Annotated in this window: 23 protein-coding genes and 1 rRNA gene; 15 read left to right on the forward strand and 9 right to left on the reverse strand. The window is 72.2% G+C overall.

The features are described from left to right. The 3 genes from rrf to FK530_RS14955 form a co-directional block, all read left to right on the forward strand. Nucleotides 1–110, forward strand: a 5S ribosomal RNA gene (rrf, locus tag FK530_RS14945); the annotation flags it as partial. Nucleotides 111–299: 189 nt separating this feature from the next. Then, complete coding sequence (gene nucS / locus FK530_RS14950) at nt 300–995, forward strand: endonuclease NucS (RefSeq protein ID WP_146487840.1); 696 nt, start codon at nt 300–302, stop codon at nt 993–995. Next, a complete protein-coding gene (locus tag FK530_RS14955) occupies nt 995–1,288 on the forward strand; it encodes an Rv1322 family protein (protein ID WP_191834349.1) in 294 nt (97 codons plus the stop codon). The genes nucS and FK530_RS14955 overlap by 1 nt, the downstream gene beginning before the upstream one ends. On the opposite strand, the gene FK530_RS14960 is transcribed toward FK530_RS14955, so the two are convergent. Both FK530_RS14960 and mce read right to left on the reverse strand, forming a co-directional pair. Beyond that, nucleotides 1,289–2,398 (reverse strand): coiled-coil domain-containing protein, encoded by a 1,110-nt coding sequence (locus FK530_RS14960; protein WP_146487841.1) that lies wholly within the window; start codon nt 2,396–2,398, stop codon nt 1,289–1,291. A gap of 76 nt (nt 2,399–2,474) precedes the next feature. Then, a complete protein-coding gene (gene mce, locus FK530_RS14965) occupies nt 2,475–3,002 on the reverse strand; it encodes a methylmalonyl-CoA epimerase (RefSeq protein ID WP_146487842.1) in 528 nt (175 codons plus the stop codon). A gap of 52 nt (nt 3,003–3,054) precedes the next feature. On the opposite strand from mce, the gene FK530_RS14970 reads away from it, so the two are divergent. The 10 genes from FK530_RS14970 to FK530_RS15015 all read left to right on the forward strand — a co-directional run bounded on the left by FK530_RS14970 (nt 3,055) and on the right by FK530_RS15015 (nt 14,854). Beyond that, a complete protein-coding gene (locus FK530_RS14970) occupies nt 3,055–4,269 on the forward strand; it encodes an acetyl-CoA C-acetyltransferase (RefSeq protein ID WP_231706650.1) in 1,215 nt (404 codons plus the stop codon). Nucleotides 4,270–4,274: 5 nt separating this feature from the next. Beyond that, nucleotides 4,275–4,634 (forward strand): DUF3817 domain-containing protein, encoded by a 360-nt coding sequence (locus FK530_RS14975; RefSeq protein WP_146487844.1) that lies wholly within the window; start codon nt 4,275–4,277, stop codon nt 4,632–4,634. A 67-nt stretch (nt 4,635–4,701) separates the two neighbouring features. Continuing rightward, entirely contained in the window at nt 4,702–7,647 is a 2,946-nt protein-coding gene (locus FK530_RS14980; RefSeq protein WP_146487845.1) for an AMP-binding protein, read from the forward strand. A 59-nt stretch (nt 7,648–7,706) separates the two neighbouring features. After that, entirely contained in the window at nt 7,707–8,687 is a 981-nt protein-coding gene (locus FK530_RS14985) for a tetratricopeptide repeat protein (protein ID WP_331456354.1), read from the forward strand. A gap of 54 nt (nt 8,688–8,741) precedes the next feature. Beyond that, a complete protein-coding gene (locus FK530_RS14990; RefSeq protein WP_231706651.1) occupies nt 8,742–9,998 on the forward strand; it encodes an ABC transporter substrate-binding protein in 1,257 nt (418 codons plus the stop codon). Beyond that, entirely contained in the window at nt 9,998–10,945 is a 948-nt protein-coding gene (locus tag FK530_RS14995) for a carbohydrate ABC transporter permease (protein WP_146487846.1), read from the forward strand. The genes FK530_RS14990 and FK530_RS14995 overlap by 1 nt, the downstream gene beginning before the upstream one ends. Beyond that, entirely contained in the window at nt 10,942–11,766 is an 825-nt protein-coding gene (locus FK530_RS15000; RefSeq protein ID WP_146487847.1) for a carbohydrate ABC transporter permease, read from the forward strand. The genes FK530_RS14995 and FK530_RS15000 overlap by 4 nt, the downstream gene beginning before the upstream one ends. Before the next feature lie 151 nt (nt 11,767–11,917). Continuing rightward, complete coding sequence (locus FK530_RS15005) at nt 11,918–12,874, forward strand: alpha/beta hydrolase (RefSeq protein WP_158645108.1); 957 nt, start codon at nt 11,918–11,920, stop codon at nt 12,872–12,874. Nucleotides 12,875–12,904: 30 nt separating this feature from the next. Beyond that, nucleotides 12,905–14,326, forward strand: coding sequence for an acyl-CoA synthetase (locus FK530_RS15010; RefSeq protein ID WP_146487849.1), 1,422 nt, complete (start codon nt 12,905–12,907; stop codon nt 14,324–14,326). 24 nt (nt 14,327–14,350) lie between these two features. Next, the gene (locus FK530_RS15015) at nt 14,351–14,854 is read left to right on the forward strand and encodes a lipoprotein LpqH (RefSeq protein WP_146487850.1); all 504 of its coding nucleotides are present in this window, start codon (nt 14,351–14,353) and stop codon (nt 14,852–14,854) included. Here FK530_RS15015 and FK530_RS15020 read toward each other — a convergent pair. Continuing rightward, nucleotides 14,844–15,752, reverse strand: coding sequence for a LysR family transcriptional regulator (locus tag FK530_RS15020; protein ID WP_146487851.1), 909 nt, complete (start codon nt 15,750–15,752; stop codon nt 14,844–14,846). The genes FK530_RS15015 and FK530_RS15020 overlap by 11 nt on opposite strands. A 91-nt stretch (nt 15,753–15,843) precedes the next feature. Here FK530_RS15020 and FK530_RS15025 point away from each other — a divergent pair, with 91 nt between their 5' ends. After that, complete coding sequence (locus FK530_RS15025; protein ID WP_146487852.1) at nt 15,844–17,238, forward strand: malate:quinone oxidoreductase; 1,395 nt, start codon at nt 15,844–15,846, stop codon at nt 17,236–17,238. Nucleotides 17,239–17,301: 63 nt separating this feature from the next. After that, entirely contained in the window at nt 17,302–17,790 is a 489-nt protein-coding gene (locus FK530_RS15030; protein ID WP_146487853.1) for a lipoprotein LpqH, read from the forward strand. Here the strand turns inward: FK530_RS15030 and FK530_RS15035 are convergent. The 6 genes from FK530_RS15035 to FK530_RS15060 form a co-directional block, all read right to left on the reverse strand. Next, nucleotides 17,777–18,517 carry an MBL fold metallo-hydrolase gene (locus FK530_RS15035; protein WP_146487854.1) on the reverse strand — a complete coding sequence of 247 codons (741 nt, stop codon included), beginning with the start codon at nt 18,515–18,517 and terminating at the stop codon, nt 17,777–17,779. The two genes, FK530_RS15030 and FK530_RS15035, sit on opposite strands and share 14 nt — an antisense overlap. Further along, nucleotides 18,517–20,727, reverse strand: coding sequence for a 1,4-alpha-glucan branching protein GlgB (gene glgB, locus FK530_RS15040; protein WP_146487855.1), 2,211 nt, complete (start codon nt 20,725–20,727; stop codon nt 18,517–18,519). Before glgB ends, FK530_RS15035 begins: the two co-directional genes overlap by 1 nt. 47 nt (nt 20,728–20,774) lie before the next feature. Next, the gene (locus tag FK530_RS15045; RefSeq protein ID WP_146487856.1) at nt 20,775–22,775 is read right to left on the reverse strand and encodes an alpha-1,4-glucan--maltose-1-phosphate maltosyltransferase; all 2,001 of its coding nucleotides are present in this window, start codon (nt 22,773–22,775) and stop codon (nt 20,775–20,777) included. A gap of 121 nt (nt 22,776–22,896) precedes the next feature. Next, the gene (locus tag FK530_RS15050; RefSeq protein ID WP_146487857.1) at nt 22,897–24,939 is read right to left on the reverse strand and encodes an ATP-dependent DNA helicase; all 2,043 of its coding nucleotides are present in this window, start codon (nt 24,937–24,939) and stop codon (nt 22,897–22,899) included. Nucleotides 24,940–24,948: 9 nt separating this feature from the next. Beyond that, the gene (locus FK530_RS15055; RefSeq protein WP_146487858.1) at nt 24,949–25,353 is read right to left on the reverse strand and encodes a type II toxin-antitoxin system VapC family toxin; all 405 of its coding nucleotides are present in this window, start codon (nt 25,351–25,353) and stop codon (nt 24,949–24,951) included. Between the two features lie 67 nt (nt 25,354–25,420). After that, nucleotides 25,421–26,071, reverse strand: a complete 651-nt coding sequence (locus FK530_RS15060) for a GntR family transcriptional regulator (protein ID WP_146487859.1) — start codon at nt 26,069–26,071, stop codon at nt 25,421–25,423. Nucleotides 26,072–26,104 lie beyond the last annotated feature (33 nt).

Genomic DNA, 26,104 nt, shown 5'->3' on the forward strand with positions numbered 1-26,104 from the left:
GCCATAGCGGAGGGGAAACGCCCGGCTCCATTCCGAACCCGGAAGCTAAGCCCTCCAGCGCCGATGGTACTGCACTCGTGAGGGTGTGGGAGAGTAGGACACCGCCGGACTAAAATTAGATACAGGAGAAGACCCTCGGGTCGGTGAGCAGCAATGCTCCCGACACGGGGGTCTTCTTCGTGCTCGCAGGACGACGTGAGTGTCGGGTGAGCTCGGGGGCACGTCGCCGGCCGTGACGTGCTGCGGATCGCGTTGTGGGCCGCCCGGTGGAGCGGTGTCCGTGCCGTAAGGTGGACGCCGTGCGTGTCGTGATTGCCGAATGCCAGGTCGACTACGTGGGCCGGCTCACCGCCCACCTCCCGATGGCCCGCCGCCTGATCCTGGTGAAGGCCGACGGTTCCGTCAGCATCCATGCGGACGACCGCGCCTACAAGCCGCTCAACTGGATGAGCCCGCCCTGCTGGCTCGAGACGGCACCCCCGGAGGACGAGGCCAAGGACGTCCCCGAGGGGCACCAGCTGTGGATCGTCCGCAACAAGGCGGAGGAGCAGCTCCGCATCCTCATCGGTGCGGTCGAGCACGACAGCAGCCACGATCTCGGGGTCGACCCCGGACTGGTGAAGGACGGCGTCGAGGCGCACCTGCAGGAACTCCTCGCGGAACACACGCACACCTTCGGTGCGGGCTACACGCTGATCCGGCGCGAGTACATGACGGCCATCGGCCCCGTCGACCTGCTGTGCCGGGACGCCGACGGGGGCACCGTCGCCGTGGAGGTCAAGCGGCGGGCCGAGATCGACGGCGTCGAGCAGCTCACCCGCTACCTCGAGCTCCTGAACCGGGATCCGCTCATCGCGCCCGTCACGGGCATCCTGGCCGCCCAACAGGTGAAGCCCCAGGCCCGCACCCTTGCGGAGGACCGCGGCATCCGGTGCGTCACCGTCGATTACGACGTGCTGCGGGGCACCGAGGACACGTCCTACAAGCTCTTCTGATGGGGCGCCGGCCCACCTCCCGGAAGCGGGCGGCCGCGCGGGACGGGCACCGCCCGCTCAGCGCGGGAGGGTTCGGCTCCCGGGTGGAGCTGGGCGAGGACGCCTACCAGGTGCGCACGGTCACCGGCACGGGCGCCGTCAAGGACTATCGCTGCCCGGGCTGTCACCAGGCGATCCCCGCCGGGACCGCGCACGTGGTGGTGTGGCCCGCAGCGGAGAGCGGCGGCGTGGCCGACCGGCGACACTGGCACAGCGGATGCTGGGCGCGGGAAGCCGGCCGGCGGGCCCGCTGACTACCGCTTCGCGGTGTTGATCGCGACGGTGTCCTGCGTCGAGACCGACGGCGAGGAGTCCGGCTTCGCGGTCGTGATCGCCGCGGTGTCCGCCGCCGCGAAGTCGTCCGACCCGAGGACCTCCTTCGCACGTTGCGCCGCGGTGGGACCCTCGTCCGTGACGTGCGCGGCCTTCGGCGCCGCAGCCGCCTCGTAGGGCGCGGGATCGATCCGCTTCTCGACGACCTGGGGCTCGCCGTCGCCGGTCGCCAGGGCCTCGGGCACCAGCGAGAGCTGGCGGCGCACCGTCTCGAGCTGATCGAGGATGGACGCGCGCAGCGACTGCATGTCCTCGGTGATCCGGCGGGCGTTCGCCACCTGCGTCGCGATGCGGGTGTTGGTGTCCTCGAGCTTCTGCTCGGCGGTGGCGTTGGCGGTGTTGAGCGTCTGCTCCGCGCGCTCGTTCGCCGAATCGATCCGCTCGCGCGCCTCTTCCTTGGAGGCGTCCTCGAGCTCGGTGATCGTGCGGATCGCCTTGTCCCGGCGCATCGACATCGCCATGTCGAAGTCGTTCTGGACGCGCTCGCGGTTGTCGGCGGCGGACTGCGCCAGCTTCTCCGCCTCGGCCTTCGCCTCCGCCTTGATGCGCTCGGCCTCGGCGTGCGCGTCCTTCATGGTCTTCTCGTGCTCGGCCTCCATGGCCTCGCGTCGCGCGGTCATGTCGGAGCGCAGGCGATCGGCCTCGCGCCGCGTCGTCTCGGCCTCCTGGCGCGCCAGCGACCGCACCTCGGCGGACTCGTTCTCGGCCGCGGCCCGGATCTCCGAGGCTTCGTCGGAGGCGAGACGCATCATGCGGGCGATGCGGTCGCTCATGCCCTCGGCGCTCGTCGGCGGCACGCTCAGGCGGTCCACCTCGCGGCGCAGGTTGTCGATCTCGTCCTGCGCCTCGTCGAGGAGGTCCGTCAGTTCGCGGGCGTGGGCCGACGCCGCGTCCCTGTCCGCGGCGAGAACCCGCAGTTCAGCCTGGTAGCGGTGGAACTGTTCGCTGACCTGGTCCCGGTCGTACCCGCGCAGGACCACCGCGAACGGTGCGGGTGCCGGGCCACCCGATACGTTGTCCGAATTCGCCATGCACCGATGGTACGTGGGCAGCCCCCGCGCGCGGCGTCAGCAGTCGCAAAAGGTCCGAATTACGGGCCGGTTCCGGTCAGGATGCAGGTTCGACCAGCTCGACGAGGATCCCGCCCGCGTCCTTCGGGTGCAGGAAGTTGATCCGCGAGCCGGCGGTGCCGTTCCGGGGCGCGTCGTACAGCAGTCGCACACCCTGCTCCTGCAGGTGCGCGGTGACGGCCTCGAGGTCCGAGACCCGGTAGGCGAGCTGCTGCATGCCGGGGCCGTTGCGGTCGAGGAACTTGGCGATCGTCGATGCGGGGGTCAGGGGCGCGAGGACCTGCAGCTGGGCCTGGCGGGACGACGCCCTTCCCTCCGCTCCGCCCGCCGCGCCGTCGGCCGCGAGGAGCGAGGCGGGGGAGAGCATGCCCTCCCGGACGCCCTGCGCCTCGTTGATCTCCTCGTGCGTGCAGACCATGCCGAGCACGCGGGCGTACCACTCCAGGGCCGCGTCGAAATCGGACACCGCGACGCCGACGTGGTCGATGCCCAGGACGTATTCGGCGGGCACCGCGTGCGCGGCGGGGGCGGTGTGATCGGAATGTCGCGATTGGCTCTCTGTCATGCCTCGAATGTAGCTTTGAGGTGGAAGACCCATGCCCACTAGGAGGAACGAAGTGGCCCCGTCCGCATCCCATCAGGACCCCACGGTCATCGTCGCCGGCGCTCGGACGCCCTTCGGCAAGCTGCTCGGCGCGCTCAAGTCGCAGTCGGGCACCGACCTCGGCGCGGTCGCCATCCGCGGAGCCCTCGAGAAGAGCGGTGTCGATCCGCAGACGATCGACTACGTGATCATGGGCCAGGTCCTCACCGCCGGCGCCGGCCAGATGCCCGCGCGCCAGGCCGCGATCGCGGGCGGCGTTCCCTGGGACGTGCCCACCCTGACCATCAACAAGATGTGCCTGTCGGGCATCAACGCCATCGCCCTGGCCGATCAGCTGATCCGCGCCGGCGAGTACGAGGTCGTGGTCGCCGGCGGCCAGGAGTCGATGACCCAGGCGCCGCACATCCTCACGGGCAGCCGCGAGGGGCACAAGTACGGCAGCATCGAGATGCTCGATCACACCGCCTACGACGGTCTGCACGACGTCTTCACCGATCAGCCGATGGGCGGGCTCACCGAGCAGCTCAACACCACGGACACCGTGACCTACTCCCGCGAGGAGCAGGACGTCTTCGCGGCGGACTCGCACCGCAAGGCCGCCGCGGCCTGGGCGGCGGGCAAGTTCGCCGACGAGGTGGTCCCCGTCGAGATCCCGCAGCGCCGGGGCGAGCCGATCCGCGTGACCGAGGACGAGGGCGTCCGCGGCGACACGACCGCCGAGTCGCTGGCGAAGCTGCGTCCCGCCTTCGCGAAGGACGGCAGCATCACCGCCGGCAACGCCTCGCAGCTCACCGACGGTGCCGTCGCGGTGGTGGTCATGCGCAAGAGCAAGGCGCAGGAGCTCGGCCTCGAGTACCTCGCCGAGATCGGGGCGCACGGCGTCGTCGCCGGCCCGGATTCGTCGCTGCAGCACCAGCCGTCCAACGCCATCAAGAAGGCCTGTGACAAGCAGGGCATCACGCCGGCCGACCTCGACCTGCTCGAGATCAACGAGGCCTTCGCGGCCGTGGGCCTCGCGTCCGCCGCCGACCTGGGCGTCGACGCCGAGAAGGTCAATGTCGACGGCGGCGCGATCGCCATCGGCCATCCGCTCGGTGCGTCGGGCGCCCGCATCGTCCTGCACCTCGCCCTCGAGCTCGCCCGCCGCGGCGGCGGCACCGGTGCCGCCGGCCTGTGCGGCGCCGGCGGTCAGGGCGACGCGCTCATCATCACCGTTCCCGGGAAGTAGAGATCATGAACGAATCACTCGCGTCCAAGATCGTCACCGCCTTCAAGGTCGTCGCCTTCCTCGAGGCCCTCACCTGGGTGTGGTTGATCATCGGCATGATCATCAAGCGGGTACAGGACAAGCCCGACGCGATCGCAGTGCCCGGCATGACGCACGGCATCGTCTTCATGGTGCTCGTGGTCCTGACCGTCGCCGCCGCGTACGCGCGCAAGTGGGACGTCACGACCGTGGTGCTCGGCCTGCTCGCGACGGTCCTGCCGTTCTGCTCGGTGGTCTTCGAGGTGTGGGCGCAGCGCGCCGGCAAGCTCGACGCCCCGGCGTCCGCGGCGAAGCCCGCCGAGCCGGCCGACGCGATCGGCGGTTAGTCCGGCACGGCGCCCCGCCTGCGGGTACCTTGAGTCGGCTGACCGGCACTGTGGAGAGGTGGGGCGCATGGTGGACATCCTGGGCGGGCTGCCCGGCGGGAAGGCGCTCGAGGCGTCGGTGAACCGCCTGGCGGCGACGGCGCGCAACGGTTTCGAGGTCCTCACCCAGGGCGGCCTCGAGACCGGCGCGAAGCCCTCGCAGTTCACCGTCGTCGAGCGGTCGCCGATGTACCGGCTGCGGCGCTACTTCGCGGACCGTGCGCCGGACCCCGCGCAGGACGAGCGGCCCGTGATCCTGCTGGTGCCGCCCATGATGGTCGACGCCAACGTCTTCGACGTCACGGAGCACAACGGCGCCGTCTCGGTCCTGCACCGCGCCGGCCTCGACCCGTGGGTGATCGACTTCGGCGCGCCCGACCGCGAGGAGGGCGGCCTCGAGCGCAACCTCGCCGACCACGTCGTCGCCATCTCCCGCGCCATCGACCAGGTGGCGGCGCTGCGCGGGCGCGACGTGCACATCGGCGGCTACTCCCAGGGCGGCATGTTCTGCTACCAGGTCGCCGCGTACCGCCAGTCGCGGACGATCGCGAGCCTGGTGACCTTCGGCAGCCCCGTCGACATCTCCGCGGGCCTGCCGCTGGGCGCGCCGCCCGCGTTGGTGAACAAGGGCGCCGAGTTCGTCGCCGACCACGTCTTCAACCGCTTCTACCTGCCCAGCTGGATGGTGCAGCGCGGTTTCGAGATGCTCAACCCGGTCAAGGCCGTGCGCTCGCGCCTGGACTTCGTCCGGCAACTGCACGACCGTGACGCGCTGCTGCCGCGCGAGGATCAGCGCCGCTTCCTTGAGGCCGACGGCTGGGTCGCCTACGCCGGGCCCGCGGTGGCCGATCTGCTCAAGCAGTTCGTCGTGCACAACCGCATGCTCACCGGCGGCTTCGCGATCGACGGCGACGCCGTCTCGCTCGCGTCCATCACCTGCCCGGTGCTGGCCTTCGTCGGCCTGTCCGACCAGATCGGCCGGCCCAGTGCGGTCCGCGGCATCCTGCAGGCCGCCCCGAAGGCGACGGTGTACGAGGCGCAGGTCTCGGCGGGACACTTCGGGCTCGTCGTCGGCAGTTCGGCCGGCGCGGTCACCTATCCGACCGTCTCGCAGTGGATCCAGTGGCTCGAGGGCCGCGGGCCGCAACCCGAGAACGTCGCGGAGATGCAGCCCGACGACGGCCGCGACGTGGGCGTCAATCCCTTGGTCGCGGGCCTGGGCGGCATCGCGACGGTCGGCTTCGTCGCCGCGCGCGACGTGCTCGACGCGGCGTCGGGCGCTGCGGCGGGCGCCTCCGCCGTCGCCCGCGAGGTGACGCGCGGCCTGCCGAAGCTCGCCCGCCTCGGGCAGCTGCAGGCCCACACCCAGGTCTCGCTGGGCAAACTGCTCGCGGAGCAGGCCGCGAGCGACCCGCACGGCGAGCTCTTCCTCTACGAGGACCGCGTGCACACCAAGCAGGCCGTGAATCAGCGCATCGACCGCGTCGTCAGCGGCCTCATCCAGGTCGGGGTGCGGCAGGGCGAGCACGTCGGTGTGCTCATGCACACCCGCCCGTCGGCCCTCGTCGCGATGGCGGCGCTGTCCCGGCTCGGCGCCGTCGCGGTGCTGCTGCCGCCCGGTACCGACTACGCCGCGGCCCTGCGCCTGGGGGAGGCCACCGCGGTCGTCACCGATCCCGAGCACGCGGTGGACGCCGCGGTCGTCGCCGAGCGCGTCTTCGTCGTCGGCGGTGGTGATCGGCGCGACCGACCGGGCGCGGCCCGGCAGGACCTCGGCGCGGAGCTGGTCGACCTGGAGCAGGTCGACCCCGACAACGTGCGGATCCCGCGGTGGTACCGGCCCGACGCCGGCCTCGGCCGCGACCTGGCCTTCGTCATGTTCTCCGAGGTGGGGGGTCTCCTGCGCGCCAAGCGCGTGACCAACGGCCGGTGGGCGCTGTCGGCCTTCGGCACGGCGTCCGCCGCGCGGCTCTCCCAGAGCGACACGGTCTACTGCCTCACGCCGCTGAGCCACAGCTCCGGCCTGATGACGAGCCTCGGCGGCGCGCTGGCGGGCGGCTCGCGAATCGCGCTCACCCGGGACTTCGACCCGGACAGGTTCATGGTGGAGGTGCAGCGCTACGGCGTCACCGTGGTCTGCTACACCTGGAATCTCATGCGCGCGGTGCTCGACACCCCGGGGCTGGAGATCCCGCGCTACCACCCGGTGCGCGCCTTCATCGGCTCCGGCATGTCGGCGGAGCTCTCGCGCCGCGTCGGCGAGGCCTTCGACGCGCAGGTCATCGAGTTCTACGCCTCCACCGAGGGCGAGATCGTGCTCGCCAAGGTGCGCGGCGGCAAGCCGGGCGCGAAGGGCCGGCGGCTGCCGGGCAGCGCGGACGTCGCACTCGTGGACTACTACGTCGACTCGGGCCGCTTCGTCGAGGACGGCGACGGCTTCCTGCAGGAGGTCGCGCAGGGGGAGGTCGGCGTACTCATCGGCCGCGCCGATCCCGACGTCACGCACCGTGACGTGCTGCTGCGGGGCGTCTTCCGACCCGGCGACGCCTGGTTCTCGACGGGGCACCTGTTCCGGCGCGACGAGGACGGCGACTACTGGCTCGTCGACGACGTGCGCACGGTCGCGGTCACCGACCGCGGGCCCGTCTACTCGATCCCGATCACCGACGTGCTCGAGCAGCTCGGGCAGGTGGAGCAGGCCGTCGTCTACCAGGTGCCGGGCGACGATCCTGACGGTGCGCCGCGCGTGGTCGCGGCGGTCACCCTGCGGGACGATGCGGCGTTGACGGCCGAGGAGATCACTGACGCCTTCTCCGGCCGTCACGACCAGTACCCGGACGCGGTGCACGTCGTCGACGAGGTGCCGCTCACCAGCTGGTACCGCCCGCGCCGGGCGGCGCTGGCGGCCGCGGGGATGCCGGCGCCGGGCCCCACCTCGTGGCGGTTCGACACCGAGCGTTCGCGCTACCTCTGAGTCCGGGCCCGGGCGGTCGCCGCGGGCGGCGCGCGCAACGGGCGTGCCAAGATGGAGGGGTGACTACACCTCGAGGCGCTTCCAGGCAGGATCAGGAACGGGCGCTGCGCACCGCAGCGGCGATGGCGGGCGCGGTCGACCTCTCGGGCCTCAAGGCCCGGGCGGAGGCGAAGGCCGCGCAGCAGGCCCGCCCGGCACCGTCGGGCGAGGCCGGGGAGGCCGGCGGCGCCCCCGGGGCCGGCGTCGTCGACGTGACGGACCAGAGCTTCCCGGTCGAGGTCATCGACCGATCCGCGAACGGGCTCGTGGTGGTGCTCCTCGCCGCGTCGTACAGCGAGCAGTCGCAGGCGATGTCCGCGGTGCTGGAGAAGCTCGCCGCCGCCGACGCGGGCCGGTGGACGCTCGCCCGCGTGGACGTCGACGGTGCGCCGGGCGTGGCGCAGGCCTTCGGGGCGCAGTCGGTGCCGATGGTGGTCGCCGTCGCGGGCGGCCGCGCGGTGACGGCGTTCGCGGGTGCGCAGCCGGAGGCGGCGGCGCGGCAGTGGCTCGACGACGTGCTCGCGCAGCTCCCGCCCGAGTTCGGGGGCGGTGCCGCGGCCGGGGGCGAGGCCCCGTCCGATCCGCGGCGCGAGGCCGCCGAGCAGCTCGCGGCCGACGGCGACTACGAGGGGGCGCGCGCCGCCTACGAGGCGATACTGCACGCGAACCCGGGCGACGCCGAAGCCGCCGCCGCGGTGAAGCAGATGGCCTTCTTCGCCCGCGCCACACAGGGCGAGCCCGGCGCGATCGCGCGGGCCGAGGCGGCGACCGGGGCGACCGGCGCGGAGCGGGTCGCGTTGGCGCTCGCCGCCGCCGACGAGGAACTCCTCACCGGCTCGCCGAAGGCCGCCTTCGACCGGCTCATCGCCGGAATCAGGGTCACGGCCGGCGACGACCGCTCGGCGCTGCGCACTCGGCTGCTGGAGTTGTTCGAGCTCTTCGACGGGGCGGACCCGGTCGTGCTCGCGGCCCGCCGCGACCTGGCGGGCGCGCTGTTCTGACGACGCCCGGTTCCCCGGTCCGCAAGCCACTCGCAGGTTTGCGATACTTACCCCGTGTCTGACTACAGCGTGTCCCGGCGGTCGGTGCTGACCGGCCTCGGCGGCCTGGCGCTCGCGGGTGCGCTCGCGGCGTGCGGCGGTGACACCGGCCGCGGCGGTTCCGCGGGCGACCTGCGCGTGTGGTTCCACCAGTACGGCGAGGAGGGTGCGCCCGAGGCGCTCGCCCGCTACGCCGCCGACTATCCGCGCGGCGGCGTGCGCGTGAGCAGTTTCCCGGGGGACTACGACCAGAAGGTCTCGTCCGCACTGATCAGCGGCGACGGTCCGGACGTCTTCGAGTTCGCCAACGGCCCCACGATCGACATGATCGCCGCCGGTCAGGTGGCCGACCTCACCGACCTGCTGGGCGACGCGCGCTCCGATTTCACGCCGGCGCTGCTCGACCGGATGACCCACGGCGGCCGGGTCTACGGGATCCCGCAGGTGACCGACATGCAGTTGCTCGTCTACCGGAAGTCGATGCTCGCGCAGGCCGGCGTGGTCCCACCGCGCACGCTGGACGAGCTGGTATCGGCCGCGCGGGCACTGAACCGCGGCACGGTCAAGGGGCTCTTCCTCGGCAACAACGGCGGCGCGGACGTCCTCGGCGGCGTCCTGCTGTGGTCGTCGGGGCACGACTACCTGACGCCCGACCGCGAGCCGGGCTTCGTCGACGAGGAGGTCGCGGCGGGCCTGCGGACGATGCGCAGCCTGTTCACGTCGGGGGACCTCCTCCTCGGGGCGCCGCAGGACTGGCCGGACCCGGGCGCGTTCATCGCGGGGCAGACGGCGATGCAGTGGACCGGTCTGTGGGCGCTGCCGGCGATCCGGGCGGCGCTCGGCGACGACGTCGGCGTGCGGCCGTTCCCGGCGATCGGCACGAACGGCGGCACGAGCGTGCCCTTCGGCGCGTACGGCGCCGCGGTCAACGCCCACGGTGATGTCGAGCGCGCCAAGAAGTTCGTGCAGTGGCTGTGGGTCGAGCGGACCGACCTGCAGCTCGACTGGGCGCAGGGCTACGGCCTGCACGTCCCGGCGCGGCGCTCGCTGGTGCCGCAGGCCACCCACCTGGCGACCGGCCTGTTCAACGAGGCCGCCGACCTCGTGAACACGGTGGGCCATCCGCAGACGCCGCTGCTCTGGACCCCGCGCAGCGCCACCGCGTACCGCGACGCGCTCGATCGCGTGATCCGCGGCGGCGCCGAGCCGATGACGGAGCTGCGCGGGGTCGCGTCGGTGGTCGAGAAGGAACTCGAGCGGTTCCCGAACTGATGTCCGTCCGCTCGGTCCGGCCCGCCGGGGCCCGCGCGCGGGGGACTCTGCGCGATTCGCCGCACCTGTGGTTCTGGGTGATGGCGGGGCCGTTCCTGCTCGGGCTCCTGGGCTTCGTGGTCGTCCCGATCGGCTGGAGCCTCTGGCTGAGCCTGTTCGACGCGCACAACACGGTCACGCCGACGGAGTTCGTGGGGCTGGACAACTACCGGGACATGCTGGGCGACCCCGCCTTCCGGTCGAGCCTCGTCACGTTCGTCGTCTTCGCCGCCGTCGTCGTGCCGCTGACCTTCGCGGGCTCGCTCGCACTGGCCGTCCTGATCAACGGCGTGCGGCGGTTCCAGCCCTTCTTCCGCTCGGTCTTCTTCCTCCCGATGGCCTGCAGCTACGTGGCCGCGTCGCTGATCTGGCGCGGAGCGATCTTCCCCGGCGTGCCGACGGGGGTCGCGAACGCGGCGCTCCGAGCGATGGGGGCCGAACCCGTCGCGTGGCTGTCGGTGGTCGACCCGCCCTGGTACTGGCTGGTCCTGGTGACGCTGCGCCTGTGGCTGCAGCTCGGCTTCTACATGATCCTGTTCCTGGCGGCGCTGCAGCGGGTACCGCGCCAGTTGTACGAGGCGGCCGCGCTCGACGGGGCGTCCGCGTGGACCGTGTTCGCGCGGATCACGTTCCCGCAGCTGCGGGCCGTCTCGGTGGCCGTGCTGCTGCTCGCGACGGTGAACGCCTTCCAGGCCTTCGACGAGTTCTACGGGGTGATGGCGACGGCGCAGGGCTACCCGCCGTACGCCCGGCCGCCGCTGGTGTACCTCTACTACGTCGCGGTCGGTAACGGCCAGGACTTCGGCCACGGCGGCGCGGGCGGGATCCTGCTCACGGTGCTGATCGGGCTGATCGCGCTCGCCCAGGGCCGGTTCACGGGCCTGTTCCGGCGGCGGGAGGAGCGGTGACCGGGGGCGGCGCGGCGCGGGCGGGGCGGTACGTCCTGCTCGTCGGCCTGGCGGTCCTGTTCCTCCTGCCGCTCTACCTGCTCGTGCGCGGCGCGGTCGGCACGCCGGCGGACGTCGCGACCGGGGACTGGTGGCCTCGTTCGCCCGACGGGGGCGGCTTCCGTCGGATCTTCTCGGACGAGGCCCGCCCGCTCGGCCGGGCGCTGCTCAACTCGACGACGGTGGCGGTGTTGCAGACGGTGGGGACGGTCGCCGTCGCGCTGCCGGCGGGCTACGCCTTCGCGCGGATCCGGGTCGCGTACGCGGGCAGGGTCTTCGCGGTGGTCCTCGCCACGCTGCTGGTCCCGGCCGCGGTGACCTTCGTGCCCACGTTCGTCATGGTCTCGACGCTCGGCTGGGTGTCGTCGCTGCGCGGGCTGGTGGTGCCGGGGCTGTTCCAGGCGACCGCGGTCTTCCTGTTCCGTCAGCACTTCCTCGGCCTGCCCCGGGAGCTGGAGGAGGCCGCAGTGCTCGACGGTGCCGGGCCGGGCCGGATCTTCTCCGCCGTGGCGCTGCCGGGAGCGGGCCCCGTGACGGCCGCCGTCGCCACGATCACCTTCGTCGGGAGCTGGAACGCGTTCCTGTGGCCGCTCGTGATCGGGCAGGACCCGCAGTCGTGGACGGTGCAGCTGGTGCTGTCGAGCTACATCACCGCCCAGTCGGTGAACGTGCCCGCCATGTTCGCCGCCGCGCTGGTATCGATCGCGCCCTTGCTGGCGTTCTTCCTGGTAGCGCAGCGTTGGATCGCCGCCGGCGTGGAGCGGACGGGGATAGCGGGCTGAGCGTGCGTGACCGGTGTCACGGCGGCCGCCGGCGCGCCGAGCGGGACACGCCGGGGCGATGATAGGCGGATTCGCTGGCCCTATCGGGTGCTTCCGCTTAGTCTGAACCGGTTCTGTCCGGCCCTCTTCGGTCGGGCGAGAGGAGACGATGATGTCGGTCACCGAACACCGCGGTGTGAGCGTCCAGTCGGCGCTGGCCATCGCGGGCGCGCGCTTGCTGCTCAAGCCCCTGATCGCGCTCTACCCGGTGCGGTCGTGGTCGTTCGGCCCGCTCGCCCTGGGAGAGGGCCTGGCGAACCGCATCGGCTGGGCGCCCGCCGACGTCGAGATGGAGCGGATCGAGCTCGCCGGCGTTCCGGTGGAGCGGCTGGTGCCGACCACCGGCGACATCCGTCCCGACGTCGCGATCTGCTACTACCACGGCGGCGCCTTCCTCGCGGGCGGGCCGGGTACGCACCGCCGTGTGGCCGCCGCCCTCGCGCGGACCCTGGGGGTCACCGTCTTCAACGTCGCCTACCGCCAGCTCCCCGTGGCCGGCGTGGGCACGTCCGTCGACGACGGCTATCGCGTGTACCGGGCCGTCACTGACTCCGGTCGCTACCGGCAGGTCGCCGTGGGCGGTGACTCCGCAGGAGGCTACATCTCGGCCAAGGTGGTCGAGCTCGCGTACCTCGACGCGGCGCGCACTCCGGCCGCGTACTTCGGCTTCTCGCCGCTGCTCACGCCCACCGTCACCGACGACGATCCGCGCCACGGCATCGACGACGCCTACCTCACGGTGGGCAAGCTCGCGGGCCTCCGCGACTTCTTCGACCGCGGCCCGGTCGCGTTCCGCGGCCACGACGACGCCACCGAGATCGAGGCCGACGCCTTCCCTCCCGCACTGGTCATCGCCTGTACCGACGAGATGCTCCGCGTCGACGCCGAGCGCCTGCACGACCACCTCGACCGCGCCGGCAAGCCGTGCGACCTGCACCTCTACCGGGGCGGCGTGCACGCCTTCCCCGTACTCGCCGGTGTCACGCCCGAGAGCGCGCAGGCCGTCCAGATCACCACGCTGTTCCTCGAGGCTGCGTTCGACGACCGCCTCCAGTACCGCGCCGCGTGATCGGCCCGCGCGCGGCCTAGGCTGAGCACCATGCTGCTGCCCCACACCGTCACGCCCGTCCCGCCCGGCTCGGACGCAGAGTCCGCCGTCACCGTCGGTGGGCGGACGCTGACGCGGACGGAGCTCATCGGCGCCACCACCGCGGTCGCGGAACGGCTGAACGGCCTGGGCGTGCGGGGGCCGGTCGCAGTGTGGGCCGAGCCGACGCTCGCCACCGTGATCGCGATCGTCGGCGGGATTCGTGCCGGCGTCCCGGTGGTGCCGGTCCCGCCCGACTCCGGCTCCGCCGAGATCGCCCACGTGCTGACCGATTCCGGTGCGCAGGCGTGGCTCGGCGGGACGCCCGCGGACCCGCACGGCCTGCCCGCGGTCCCGGTGCGGGAGCACGCCCGGGGCTGGCACGCACTGCCCGAGCCGCCCGCGGCGGCGACGGCCCTCATCATGTACACCTCCGGCACGACGGGGGCGCCGAAAGGCGTACCGATCCGCCGTGCGGCCATCGCGGCGTGCATCGACGGTCTGGCCGACGCGTGGGCCTGGACCGCGAACGACACTCTCGTGCAAGGCCTTCCGCTGTTCCACGTGCACGGCCTCATCCTCGGCGTCCTCGGCCCGCTGCGCGTCGGGAGCCCACTGGTGCACACCGGCAAGCCGACACCCGAGGCGTACGCCGCCGCGGGCGGCACGATGTACTTCGGCGTGCCCACCGTGTGGTCGCGCATCGCGCGCGATCCGGAAGCCGCTGCGGCGCTGCGGGACGCCCGCCTGCTCATCTCCGGGAGCGCCCCGCTGCCCGCGCCCGTCTTCGAGCGGATCCGCGAGCTCACCGGGCACGAGATCGTGGAGCGCTACGGCATGACGGAGACCCTGATCACCGTGAGCGCCCGCGCCGACGGCGAGCGTCGCCCGGGATGGGTCGGCCTGCCGATCGCCGGGGTCGAATCACGGATCATCGCCGAATCGGGTGACGAGGCGCCGCACGACGGCGAGTCGATCGGGGCCCTGCAGATCCGCGGCCCGATGGTCGGCACGCAGTACCTCGGCCGCCCCGAGGCCACCGCGGCGTCCTGGGTCGGTGACGGCTGGTTCGACACCGGCGACGTCGCGGTGATCGACGGGGCCGGTTTCCACCGCATCGTGGGCCGCGCGTCCACCGACCTGATCAAGACCGGCGGGTTCCGGGTCGGCGCCGGCGAGATCGAGGCCGCGCTCCTCGGCCACGAGGACGTCCGCGAGGCCGCCGTCGTGGGCCTGCCCGACGAGGATCTCGGTCAGCGGCTGGTCGCCTTCGTCGTCTCCGACGGTCCGCGCGACGAGGCCGCCGCGACCGCGATCGTCGCCTTCGTCGGAGAGACGCTGTCGAAGCACAAGCGGCCCCGCGAGATCCGCTTCGTCGACGACCTGCCGCGTAACCCGATGGGCAAGGTGCAGAAGAAGCTGCTGCTGGACTGAGCGCCGGTGTGGTGCACTTGCACCATGAATCGTTGGGGGAGTCCTGTCGTCGTCGCGTGCGTACTCGCGCTCGCCGGTTGTTCGTCGAGCATCGGTGGAACGCCGGTGCGGGATCCGGGTGCGACGGCTGCGAGCGACACGTCGAGCTCGGGCGTCTCCGCCGGGGGCTCGGCGAAGCGCGCCGGGACGGCCACCGTCCAGCTCGATGGTGCCGTGCCCGCCGGCGCCGAGCGGATCGTGATGCAGTGCGACGAGGGGGCGGGCACCTTGATCGCCACCGCCGGCGATCCGCTGAAGTCCCCGGAGTACTCGCCGATCATCACGATGACGACGGGTGCGACACCGGCGACGGAGACGGTGATGTTCAGCGTCCGCGTGGGCGTCCTCCTGGGGCAGAAGCCCTTCACGACGACGCGGGACGGGGCGTCCTATGTCATCGGCGGCCGCGCGAGCGGCATCACCGGGAACGTGGACGACGGGACCCTGGCGCAGGTCGATCGCCGCTTCGAGATCCGCCTCACCTGCTGACCTCGCGCCGGGCGCGGCCGCCGGCGGCGTCGAGCAGGAAGTCGTGCAGATGCCGCGTGGCCGGGGCCAGCGAGGACGTCGCGCGGGCCAGGGCGATCGCGCGCCGGTGTTCGCCCGCCAGCGGTACCTCCACCACGTCCGACGGTGCCCGTTCGTCGTGCGGCAGCAGGGCCACGCCGAGGCCGCGGGCGATGAGCTCGCGGATGGTCGCGAACTCGGTGACCTCGACGGCGATCTCGGGTGTGAATCCCGCGTCGGCGCACCACTGTTCGGTGGTGCGCCGCAGGTGGTAGTCGGGCGGGTTGGCGATGAAGGTCTCGGAGCGCAGCTGGGCCAGCCGAATCCGCGGGGCGCCCGCCGAAGGGTGGGCGCGGGGGAGGGTGGCCAGTACCTCCTGTGACCCGATCACGGTGTGCTGCAGCCGTTCCGGTGGTGGGATGGTCACCGCGAGGTCGAGGGCCCCGGTCTCGAGGTCGTGGACGAGGGCCGAGCCGTGGCCCTGTTTGAGGGTGACGGTGATGCCGGGGTGGGCCCGCCGGAAGGCGGAGAGCAGGTCCGGCAGGTCTCCGGACCCCATGGTGAGCGGGAAGCCGAACCGGACCGTGCCGTGCTCGCCGTCGCCCTCGTCGACCACGGCGTCGACGGCCAGGCCCAGCTCGCGCAACGGTTCCCGGATTCGTGCCGCGAGCGCCAGCGCGGCGGGAGTGAGCCGAACGGTGCGGCCGGAGTGGACGAGCAACGGTGTCCTGAGGTCGCTCTCCAACGCATGGATCCGCCGGCTCATGGAGGACTGGGGGATGCCGAGGGTCTCCGCGGCCCGCGTCATGTGACCGTCGTGGGCCGCCAGTTCGGCGAGGGCCTGTAGCTGCGGGGCGAAGAGGCTCAGCCATTGATCCATATTCGGATGATACGCGCGCATTACTTCATTGGACGGATGTATATCGGGCGGCCGATGCTGAACCGGTACCCACACATCGCAGGAGGTTCCGATGATCACGCACTCCACTCGAGGATTCGATGCCGACGTCGTCCTGATCGGCGGCGGCATCATGTCGGCGACGCTCGGCGCGATGCTCGCGCAGGAGCGACCCGATTGGCGGATCCTCCTGCTCGAACGCGCCGACGAGCCGGCCACGGAGAGCAGTGGGCCGTGGAACAACGCCGGCACCGGGCACACCGGCTTCTGTGAACTCAACTACATGCCCGACCCCGCCGACGCCGCCCTACCGCTGTCGATGGTCGAGCAGTTCGGCCGAACGCGCGCGTGGTGGGACGGGCTCGTCGCCGCGGGTGACCTCGACGGCGGATTCCTGCACACCGTGCCGCACCTGGACGTCGTCTTCGGCGAGCGCGACATGACCTACCTGCGGCAGCGGTTCGAGACCCTGCGCCCCCACCCCGCGTTCGCCGCGATGGAGTACACCGAGAACCCGGAGACGATCCGGCAGTGGGCGCCGCTGGTGATGGAGGGCCGCGGGCCCGAGTCGATGTGGGGCCGCATGGCGGCGACCCGCCACCCCGGCGGCACCGACGTGGACTTCGGCGCGCTCACCCGGGGGCTCCTCTCGATCGTCACCCGCGCCGGCGGCGAGGTCCGCTACGGGCACGAGGTGACCCGCCTGCGCCGCACCCTGGCGGGATGGACGGTGCGCGGGCGGGGCCCGCAGGGGCGCTTCGAACTCCGCGCCCGCCGCGTCTTCGTCGGTGCCGGCGGGAACGCGCTGCGCCTGCTGCAGAGCGCGCGGCTGCCCGAGGTGCGCGGCTACGCCGTCCTGCCCGTCGGCGCGGCATTCCTGCGCTGCTCCGACCCCGAGGTGGCGCGGCGCCACGACGGGAAGGTGTACGGCCAGGCCGCGATCGGCGCGCCGCCCATGTCGGTGCCGCACCTGGACCGCCGCTACGTCGACGGTGCCGACCACCTCCTCTTCGGCCCGTACGCGACGTTCAGCACGAAGCTGCTCAAGCGTGGTCGCCTCACCGACTTCTTCCGCACCCTGCGCCCCGGGAACCTGCACGTCATCACGGCCGCCGGTCTACAGAACCTGTCTCTCGTGCGCTACCTGGTCGGCCAGCTCGCCGCGAGCCGGAGGGCGAGATTCGCCCAGCTGCAGCGCTTCTACCCGGATGCGGACCCTGCGCAGTGGGAGCTCGTCTCCGCCGGCCAGCGCGCTCAGCTGGTGACGCCGGACCGCCGCCGGATCGGCGTGCTGCAGCAGGGGACGGAGCTCGTCACCGGCGCGGACGGCACGATCGCGGGACTGCTCGGCGCCTCGCCCGGCGCCAGCACCGCGGTGCCGATCATGCAGGACCTCCTGGACCGCTGGGGGATCACCGGCGATGTGGAATCGCAAGCGAACCGCGAGAAGTCGCCCGCGGCGTCCTGACATGTGCTTGGCTCCGCTCGGGCGAATCGCCCGAATTCGGTTCCGTGCCTAAGGAGGCCCGCTATGAATCGCTCCCTCGTCATCGCCTCGGCGGTGGTCTTCGCATCGATCGGACTCACCGCCTGCGGCGGCGGTTCCGACAAGGGGTCGGACGCCACGACCACCGCACCCACGACCACCGCACCCGCGAACACGGCGTCGGGGAACACCGATGCCGTGACCGTCGTCAAGGTCGACGGCAAGGACCTCACGGGCGTCGACCTGAGCAACGTGGGCTGCTCCAAGCAGGGCGACCGGTTCGCGATCGGCGCCGGCGGCACCTCGGGCGGCGTCGGCGCGACCCTCAAGGACGGCAACCCGCCCACCGTCGAGACGGTGGGCATCACCGTGGACGGCACCGCGCTCGCGGTAGGGCCGGGCGTCGGTAAGGCGACGGTGAAGGTCGACGGCGACCGCTACACGATCACCGGCACCGCGACCGGAGCCAGTGTCTCGAACCCGATGGCGGGCATGGTCTCGAAGGACTTCGAGATCGTCGTCACCTGCACGTAGCGCGTGCCTGCGCGACGGCGTCGGCGGGGTCCCCGCGCCACGGATCACCGTGGCCGGGGGCCAGCTGATCGGCGTCGAGCGCCGCGATCGCGTCGAGGGTCGCGACGGTGCGGGGCACGTCGTGGCTGAAGAAGCCGGGGAGCAGTTGTGGCCCCGTCGAACCCGAGAGCGGATGGCCGGTCACGAGCGCGTCGCCCGTCGCCACGACGCCGCCGGGCAGCAGGAACGCGGTGTGTCCGGACGTGTGGCCCGCGCACGGCACCGGGATCGGGGCGCCCGGGAGATCGAGCGGCGCCCCGGCGGGCGGCACCGCGAAGGGCTCGGCGTAGGGCATCTCCACGTGCCCGAGCACCCCGACCCGGGCGACGTCGGCCATCCAGCGCAGCGTCCTCGGGCGCCACGCGATGGGCAGCAGGTCGAGCGGCGCCGCCTGCTCGTGCGTCTCGCCGCGGGCGTGCGCGATCTCGTCCGGATGCGCGAGCACCGGTGTGCTGTAGCGCTCGTGCAGCTTCGCGATCCCGCCCACGTGGTCGATGTGCGCATGCGTCACCAGGATCGCCCGCACGTCCTGTGGCCGCCGCCCGATCGACGCGAGGGCCGCCTCCACGCGGTCCACGTCACCGGCCCAGCCGGCGTCGATGAGGGTGACGTCGGTGCCGTCGACCAGCGCGAGGAAATTGACGTGCGTGGCAGCGCCGAACCAGACGCCGCTCGCGAGCTCGCGCATCACCGCACGGACTCGGACTGCCCGTCGAAGGTGAGCCACACGGCCGAGTTCGGGCCGAGCACCACCTCCACCGAGGCCTCGCGGCCGTGCCAGGACCTCGGCTCGGCGGTCACGCCGCCCATGTTCCCGGCGCCGGAGCCCTCGTAGGCCGTGGAGTCGGTGTTGAGGATCTCGCGCCACGCCCCGGCGAACGGCACCCCGACGCGGTAGCGCTCATGAGTCTGGCCGGAGAAGTTGTACAGGCACAGCACCACGGAACCGTCGCTGCCCCAGCGCAGGAAGCTCAGCACGTTGTTCTGGGAGTCGTTCGCGTCCACCCACTCGTAGCCCGACGGGGTGGTGTCCTGGCTCCACAGCGCGGGGTGCGAGCGGTACGCGGCGTTGAGATCGCGCGTGAGCGCCTGGATCCCGGCGTGCAGCTCGCCCTCCCACCCGTCGAGGCTGTCCCAGTCGAGGGAGCGCTCCTCGGACCACTCGCGGACCTGCCCGAACTCCTGCCCCATGAACAACAACTGCTTGCCGGGGTGGCCCCACATGTAGGCGAGCAGGGCGCGCACGCCCGCGGCCTTCGTGTGGGCGTCGCCCGGCATCCGGGTCCACAGCGTGCCCTTGCCGTGCACCACCTCGTCGTGGCTGATCGGGAGCACGAAGTTCTCGCTCCAGGCGTACATGAGCGAGAAGGTGACCTCGTGATGGTGGAAGTTGCGGTGCACCTGGTCGCGCCCGAGGTAGCCGAGAGTGTCGTGCATCCAGCCCATGTTCCACTTCATGGTGAAGCCCAGGCCGCCGAGGTTCGTCGGCCGGGTCACGCCGGGCCAGCTGGTGGACTCCTCGGCCACGGTGACCACGCCGGGGAAGAGCTTGTGCACAGTGGCGTTCATCTCCTGCAGGAACTCCACCGCCTCGAGGTTCTCCCGGCCGCCGTAGACGTTCGGCGTCCAGCCGCCCTCGGGGCGGGAGTAGTCGAGGTAGAGCATGGACGCGACGGCGTCCACGCGCAGCCCGTCGACGTGGAACTCGTCGAACCAGTACAGGGCGTTGGCCACCAGGAAGTTCCGCACCTCGCGTCGGCCGAAGTCGAAGACGTAGGTGCCCCAGTCCAACTGCTCGCCGCGCTGCGGGTCACCGTGCTCGTAGAGCGGGCGTCCGTCGAACCGGGCGAGCGCCCAGGCGTCCTTGGGGAAGTGCGCGGGCACCCAGTCCATGATCACGCCGATGCCGCGCGCGTGCATGACGTCGACGAACTCGCGGAACTCGTCCGGGGTGCCGAACCGCGAGGTGGGCGCGAAGTAGGACGTGACCTGGTAGCCCCACGAGCCGCCGAAGGGGTGCTCGGCCACCGGCAGCAGCTCGATGTGGGTGAAGCCCGTCTCGGTGACGTAGTCGGCCAGTTCGTGCGCCAGGTCGAGGTAGCTCAGCCCCTGCCGCCACGAGCCCAGGTGCACCTCGTAGGTGCTCATCGGTCGGTCGGTGGGGATCTGCTTGGCCCGGTCGGCGATCCACGCGGTGTCGCGCCATTCGTGGGTACTGTGCGTGACGATCGATGCGGTGGCCGGGGGCACCTCGGTCCGCCGCGCCATCGGGTCGGCCTTCTCGACGGTGCCGCCGTCCTCGGTGAAGATCCGGAACTTGTACGCGGCGCCGTCTCCCACGCCGGGGACGAAGACCTCCCATACGCCCGAGGAGCCGAGCGTGCGCATGGGGTACGACTCCCCGGCCCAGTACTCGAAGTCGCCGATCACAGTGACCCCGCGGGCGTTCGGCGCCCACACCGCGAAGGATGTGCCCGTCACCTCGCCGTCGGGCGTGGTGTAGCTGCGCAGGTGCGCGCCGAGGACGTCCCACAGCCGCTCGTGCCGACCCTCTGAGATGAGGTGCTGATCGAGCTCGCCGATCGTGGGCAGGAACCGGTAGCCGTCGGCCACCACGGCGGTGCCCCCGGGGTAGAGCACCTCGTACCGGTAGTCGGCGAGGTCGCTGATCGGAACCTCCGTGCCCCAGAGCGCGCCCTGCAGCTGCGCCAGCGGATGGCTCTCACCGCCGATCACGGCCACGACGGCGGTGGCCCCGGGCTTGAGCGCCCGCAGCACGGTGCCCCGGGGGGTGGGGTGCGCGCCCAGGATCGCGTGCGGATCGTGGTAGGTGCCGGACAGCAGTCGCGCGGCGGTGTCGGGGTCGACGGCCGCGGCGGCGGCGGGGTTCTCGGTCATCGCGTGGGGCCTTCCTCAGCGGTTCGGCGGGGCGTCGGAGTGCATCGTCAGGGCTCCCGGTAGGACAGCTCCCGGCGTTGCCGCGGGTCCAGCTGGGGGAGCACCAGGATGTGGGCGACGTTGCGCCAGGGCTCCAGCCGGACGAAGTTCGCCTGTCCCCAGTGATAGACCTCGCCGGAGACCTCGTCGCGCACGGGGAACCGCTCGTGCCAGTCCATCCCGAGCGCGGGCAGATCCAGCCAGATGTTGCCCGCCTCGGCCCCGAAGGGGTTGAGGTTCACCACGACCAGCACCAGATCGCCCGTGGTCGCGTCGTGTTTGCTGTAGGCGATCAGGGCGTCGTTGTCGACGGCGTGGAAATGCAGGTTCCGCAGCTGCTGCAGCGCCGGGTGCCGGCGACGGATCTCGTTGAGCCGGGTGATCCACGGTTCCAGCGATTCCCCGCGGCTCTGTGCGGACTTGTAGTCCCGCGGGCGCAACTCGTACTTCTCCGAGTCGAGGTACTCCTCGCTGCCCTCGCGGACCGGGACGTGCTCGTAGAGCTCGTAGCCCGAGTACATGCCCCAGCTGGGGGAGAGGGTGCCCGCGAGCGCGGCGCGGATCGCGAACATGCCCGGCCCGCCGTGCTGCAGGCTCTCGTGCAGGATGTCGGGCGTGTTCACCCACAGGTTCGGGCGGCAGACGTCGGCCTGCGCCGCGTGCTCGCGCGCGAACTCCTCGAGCTCCCACTTGGCGGTGCGCCACGTGAAGTAGGTGTAGCTCTGGGTGAACCCCGCCTTGGCGAGCCCGTACATCCGCGCCGGCCGTGTGAACGCCTCGGCCAGGAACAGCACGTTCGGGTCGACCTTCTTGACCTCCGCGATCAGCCAGTACCAGAAGTCCGGCGGCTTGGTGTGCGGGTTGTCCACCCGGAAGATCGCGATGCCGCGCTGCACCCAGAACAGGGTGACCCGCAGCAGTTCCCGGTAGATGCCGGTGCGGTCGTCGTCGAAGTTGATCGGATAGATGTCCTGGTACTTCTTCGGTGGATTCTCGGCGTACGCGATGGTGCCGTCGGGCAGTACGGTGAACCATTCCGGATGCTCGGTGGCCCAGGGGTGATCGGGCGCCGCCTGGAAGGCCAGGTCGAGTGCCACCTCCATGCCGAGGTCGCGGGCGCGCTGGGTGAAATGGTCGAAGTCCTCGAGGGTGCCGAGCGCGGGATCGACCGCGTCGTGTCCGCCCGCCGCGGAGCCGATCGCCCAGGGGGATCCGACGTCGTGCGGCTCCGGCGTGAGGGTGTTGTTGCGCCCCTTGCGGTTCACCGTGCCCACCGGGTGGATCGGTGGCAGGTAGACGATGTCGAAGCCCATCTCGGCGATGCGCGGCAGGTCTTCGGCGGCGGTGTGGAAGGTGCCGTGCACGGGCCTGCCCTCGGCGTCCCAGCCGCCGGTGGAGCGGGGGAAGAGCTCGTACCAGGAGCCGAACAGGGCACGGGTGCGGTCCACCCACACCCGGTAGGTGCGCGACTTGGTGATGAGCTCGCGCACGGGGTACTGCTGCAGCAGCCGGGTGATGTCGGGATGCAGTGCGGCGCCGGTCCGTTCGACGAGACTGCGGTCCGTGTCCCGCAGCGCGGCGGCTGCGGCGAGGACGGCGGCGCGGTCGCCGTCGGGCACGCCGGGCGCGGCACGGTCGAGGAGCCGCGCGCCGAGCTCGAGGTCGTTGGCGAGCTCCGCGGGCCCCTGTCCCGCGGCGAGCTTCTTCTGCACGGCGCTGCGCCACGTGGTGGCGGGGTCGGACCAGCCCTCGATCCGCAGCGACCAGTAGCCGACGAGGTCCGGGCGGAAGAGCGCGTGGAAGCGGTCGGGTTCGGCGGCCGGAGACATCCGGATGTACGTCGACGTGCCGTCCGGCGCGGTCACCACGACCGAGGCCGCGACGGCGTCGTGGCCCTCGCGCCAGACCGTCGCCGAGACCGGCACGACCTCGCCGACGACGGCCTTGCCGGGGTATTGCCCGCCCGACACCACGGGGTCGATGTCGTCGATGCCGATGCGCCCTGTCACCGGGTCAACGGTAGTCGACGCGGTCGGATTACGGGCGGGTACTCCGGCCCCGTCACGGGTGTCGGGGGCCACGACCTGCGGGCTTCTCCGATTGTGTCCGGACGGTTCCGGAACGGGGCCTTCAGGACTGCGAGAGTCGCTGCAGCGCCGCCACCGCGGTGTCGCGGTTCGCGGTCTCCCAGAACGGCGGCAGGGTGGCTCGCAGGAAGCCGCCGTACCGCGCCGTCGCGAGCCGGGAGTCCAGGACCGCGACGACGCCCTTGTCGTCGGTCGAGCGCAGCAGCCGGCCGACGCCCTGGGCGAGGAGGAGTGCCGCGTGCGTGGCCGCGACCGCCATGAAGCCGTTGCCGCCGCGCGATTCGACGGCGCGCTGCCGCGCGGTGAGCAGCGGATCGTCGGGCCGCGGGAACGGGATCCGGTCGATGAGCACGAGCGAGAGCGACGGGCCGGGGACGTCGACGCCCTGCCACAGGCTGAGTGTGCCGAACAGCGAGGTCGCCGGGTCGGCGGCGAAATCGCGCACCAACTGGCTGGTGTTGCCCTCGCCCTGGCACAGGATCGGGGTGTCCAGCCGCTCGCGCAGCGCCTCCGCCGCGGCCTTCGCGGCCCGGGTGGAGCTGAACAGTCCGAGGGTGCGGCCACCCGCGGCGGTGATCAGGGTCTCGATCTCGTCGAGGATCGCCGGCGCGGTCCCGTCGCGGCCGGGCGGCGGCAGCTTCGTCGCGACGTAGAGGATGCCGGACTTCGCGTAGTCGAAGGGGGAGCCGACGTCGATGTGGCTCCATTCGAGCTTCGCCTCGGGCTTCTTGCCGGTCGCCAGCGCGGGGTCGCGGTCGGGCTCGGGCGCGCTCGAGCCGCCCGCGCGGGGCAGGCCCCACGATCCGGCGACCGTGTCGAAGGCGCCGCCGACGGCGAGCGTCGCGGAGGTGAGCACCACCGTCGACTCGCCGAACAGCTTGGTGCGCAGCAGCCCGCCGACGGACAGCGGTGCGACGTACAGCGTCCGGCGGAACCCGCCGCCGCGGGTGGGGACGTCGGAGGTCCACACCACGTCCCGGCGCTTGGATTCGTCGGGCTCGTCGAACGCGGTGAGCACGCGGACCGCGGTGTCGTGCACCTCGTCGAGTGCGGTGAGGGCGGCGCTGCGGGCGGCCGCCGCGTCGGAGTCGAGGTTCGCGCCGCGGGCGGGGCCGACCGCGGTGCGTGTCGCCCACGCCGCGTCACGGACGGCGGCGAGGGCGGGGCCGGCACCGTCGGGCAGGCCGAGCCAGCGCCGCGTGCCGCAGTCCTCGAGGAGCCCCGTCAGCCCCTCCGACGCGGCGACCAGGGCGTCGGCGATCTCCTCCTCGACCAGCTTGCCGGCCCGCCGCGCCGCCGCCGCGACGACGGCGCCCGTCAGCTCGGCGGTCGCGACCGAGGTGACCCGGTCGACGAGCTCGTGCGCCTCGTCGACGATGACGGCGTCGTGGTCGGGCAGTACTTTGACCTCGGTCATCGCGTCGATCGCGAGGAGGGCGTGGTTGGTGACGACGACGTCCACCTGGCCGGTGCGCTTGCGCGCGGCCTCGGCGAAACAGTCCTGGCCGTAGGTGCAGTTGGTGGCGCCGAGGCACTCCCGTGCGCCGACGCTGACGAGGCGCCAGGACTGGTCGCCGACGGCGGGGGTCAGCTCGTCGCGGTCGCCGGTCTCGGTGTCGCTGCTCCATTCGCGCAGGCGCTTCATCTCGCGGCCGAGGCGCGACGCGGCGAAGGGGTCGAAGAGTTCCTCGCTGTCCGGTTCCGAGGCCACCGAGCTGTGCAACTTGTTGAGGCACAGGTAGTTCCCCCGGCCCTTGAGGATGGCGAACTCGGGCTCGCGGCCCAGGTCCGGCTTGAGGGCCTTCGCCAGGCGGGGCAGGTCGCGGTCCACCAGCTGTCCCTGCAGGGCGATGGTCGCGGTGCTCACGATCACGGTCTTGCCGGAGGTCACGGCGTGCCGGATCGCGGGCACCAGGTACGCGAGGGACTTGCCGGTGCCGGTGCCGGCCTGCACGGCGAGGTGCTCGCCGGTGTCGAGGGAGTGCGCGACGGCCGCGGCCATCCGCACCTGGCCCTCGCGCTTGCTGCCGCCGAGCGCGGTGACCGCGGTGTCCAGCAGTTTCGGCACGATCGGCGGTTCGCTCACCGGGAGAGCCTACCGGTCGGGAGGGGTGATGATCTCGCACCGCGGCCCGGTGGCGCGCGCGAGTCGGCGATCGAGTGTCGCGAACCGGCAGTCGTACATCTCCGCGACAGCGATGTACGCCGCGTCGCACATCGTGACGGTGGATCGGAGCTCCCACGCCCGCTCGGCGATCGCGATGAACGGGACCGATTCGCGAATCGGCAATCGGATGAGGTCGGCGAGTGCTGCTGCGCCGATCTCCGCTGGGACTGCGCGGTGGGCGACCGCCCGTCGGATGGTGTTTGCCGCCCCGACCTGCAGGAGCTGCCGAACGACGATCGCGCCCGCGGCGAGGGCGGCGTCGGCCCACTCCTGGTCACCGTCGATGTTGAGCAGTGAGGACGCGACGACGGAGGCGTCGGCGACCTGTGTCACCGACCGCGATCCTCATCGAGGGATGCATCGAGTCGACCGCCCCGTGCATGCACGGTGTTGCCGGAACCTACAGGTGCGGGCCGCCCGTGCCGTAGCTGTCGCGCTGGTGGGCGTCGAGGAGCCGGGTGAACTCGATGGTGTCGCCGGCGACCGCGGCCGCCAGGACGGCGCGGTGATCGGCGATCGTCTGGTCGGCGTCGCCGATGATCCGGCCGGCGTGGTGGGTCAGGGAGAACCGCTGCCGGTCCCGCAGGCGCGCGTACGTCGCCGACATCAGCGCGTTGCCCGCGAGATCGACGAAGGCGTTGTGGAAGGCCATGGCGGCCTCGGCGAAGGCCGGGAAGTCGCCGGCGCGCAGCGCCCGCTCCTGTTCGGCGAGATTGGGGCCCATGCGCTCCTCGAGCTCCCGGCGCGCCGTCGCGCTGGAGTGGAAGACGCCCGCGGCCTCGAGGGCGAGTCGGAGCTGGGCGGACTCGCGGATCTCCTGCGGAGAGAGGCCCTGCACCTGCGCGCCGCGCTGGGCGTAGATGCGCACCCACCCCTCCTCCTGCAGCCGCGCCAACGCGGCGCGCACGGGCGTGCGGCTCATCGAGAGCTCGGCGGCGAGGGTGTTCTCGCTGAGCATGGTGCCCGGCTCGAGCCCGCCGCCGACGATCGCGTCGCGGATGTGGGCGTGCGCGCGCTCGGCCGCGGTCGGGGCGCCGTCGGCTGCGGGCATGACGCTCCTTCGCTGGCAGGTTCCACGGACCTC

Source organism: Tsukamurella conjunctivitidis, from assembly GCF_007858475.1.
GTDB lineage: Bacteria > Actinomycetota > Actinomycetes > Mycobacteriales > Mycobacteriaceae > Tsukamurella > Tsukamurella conjunctivitidis.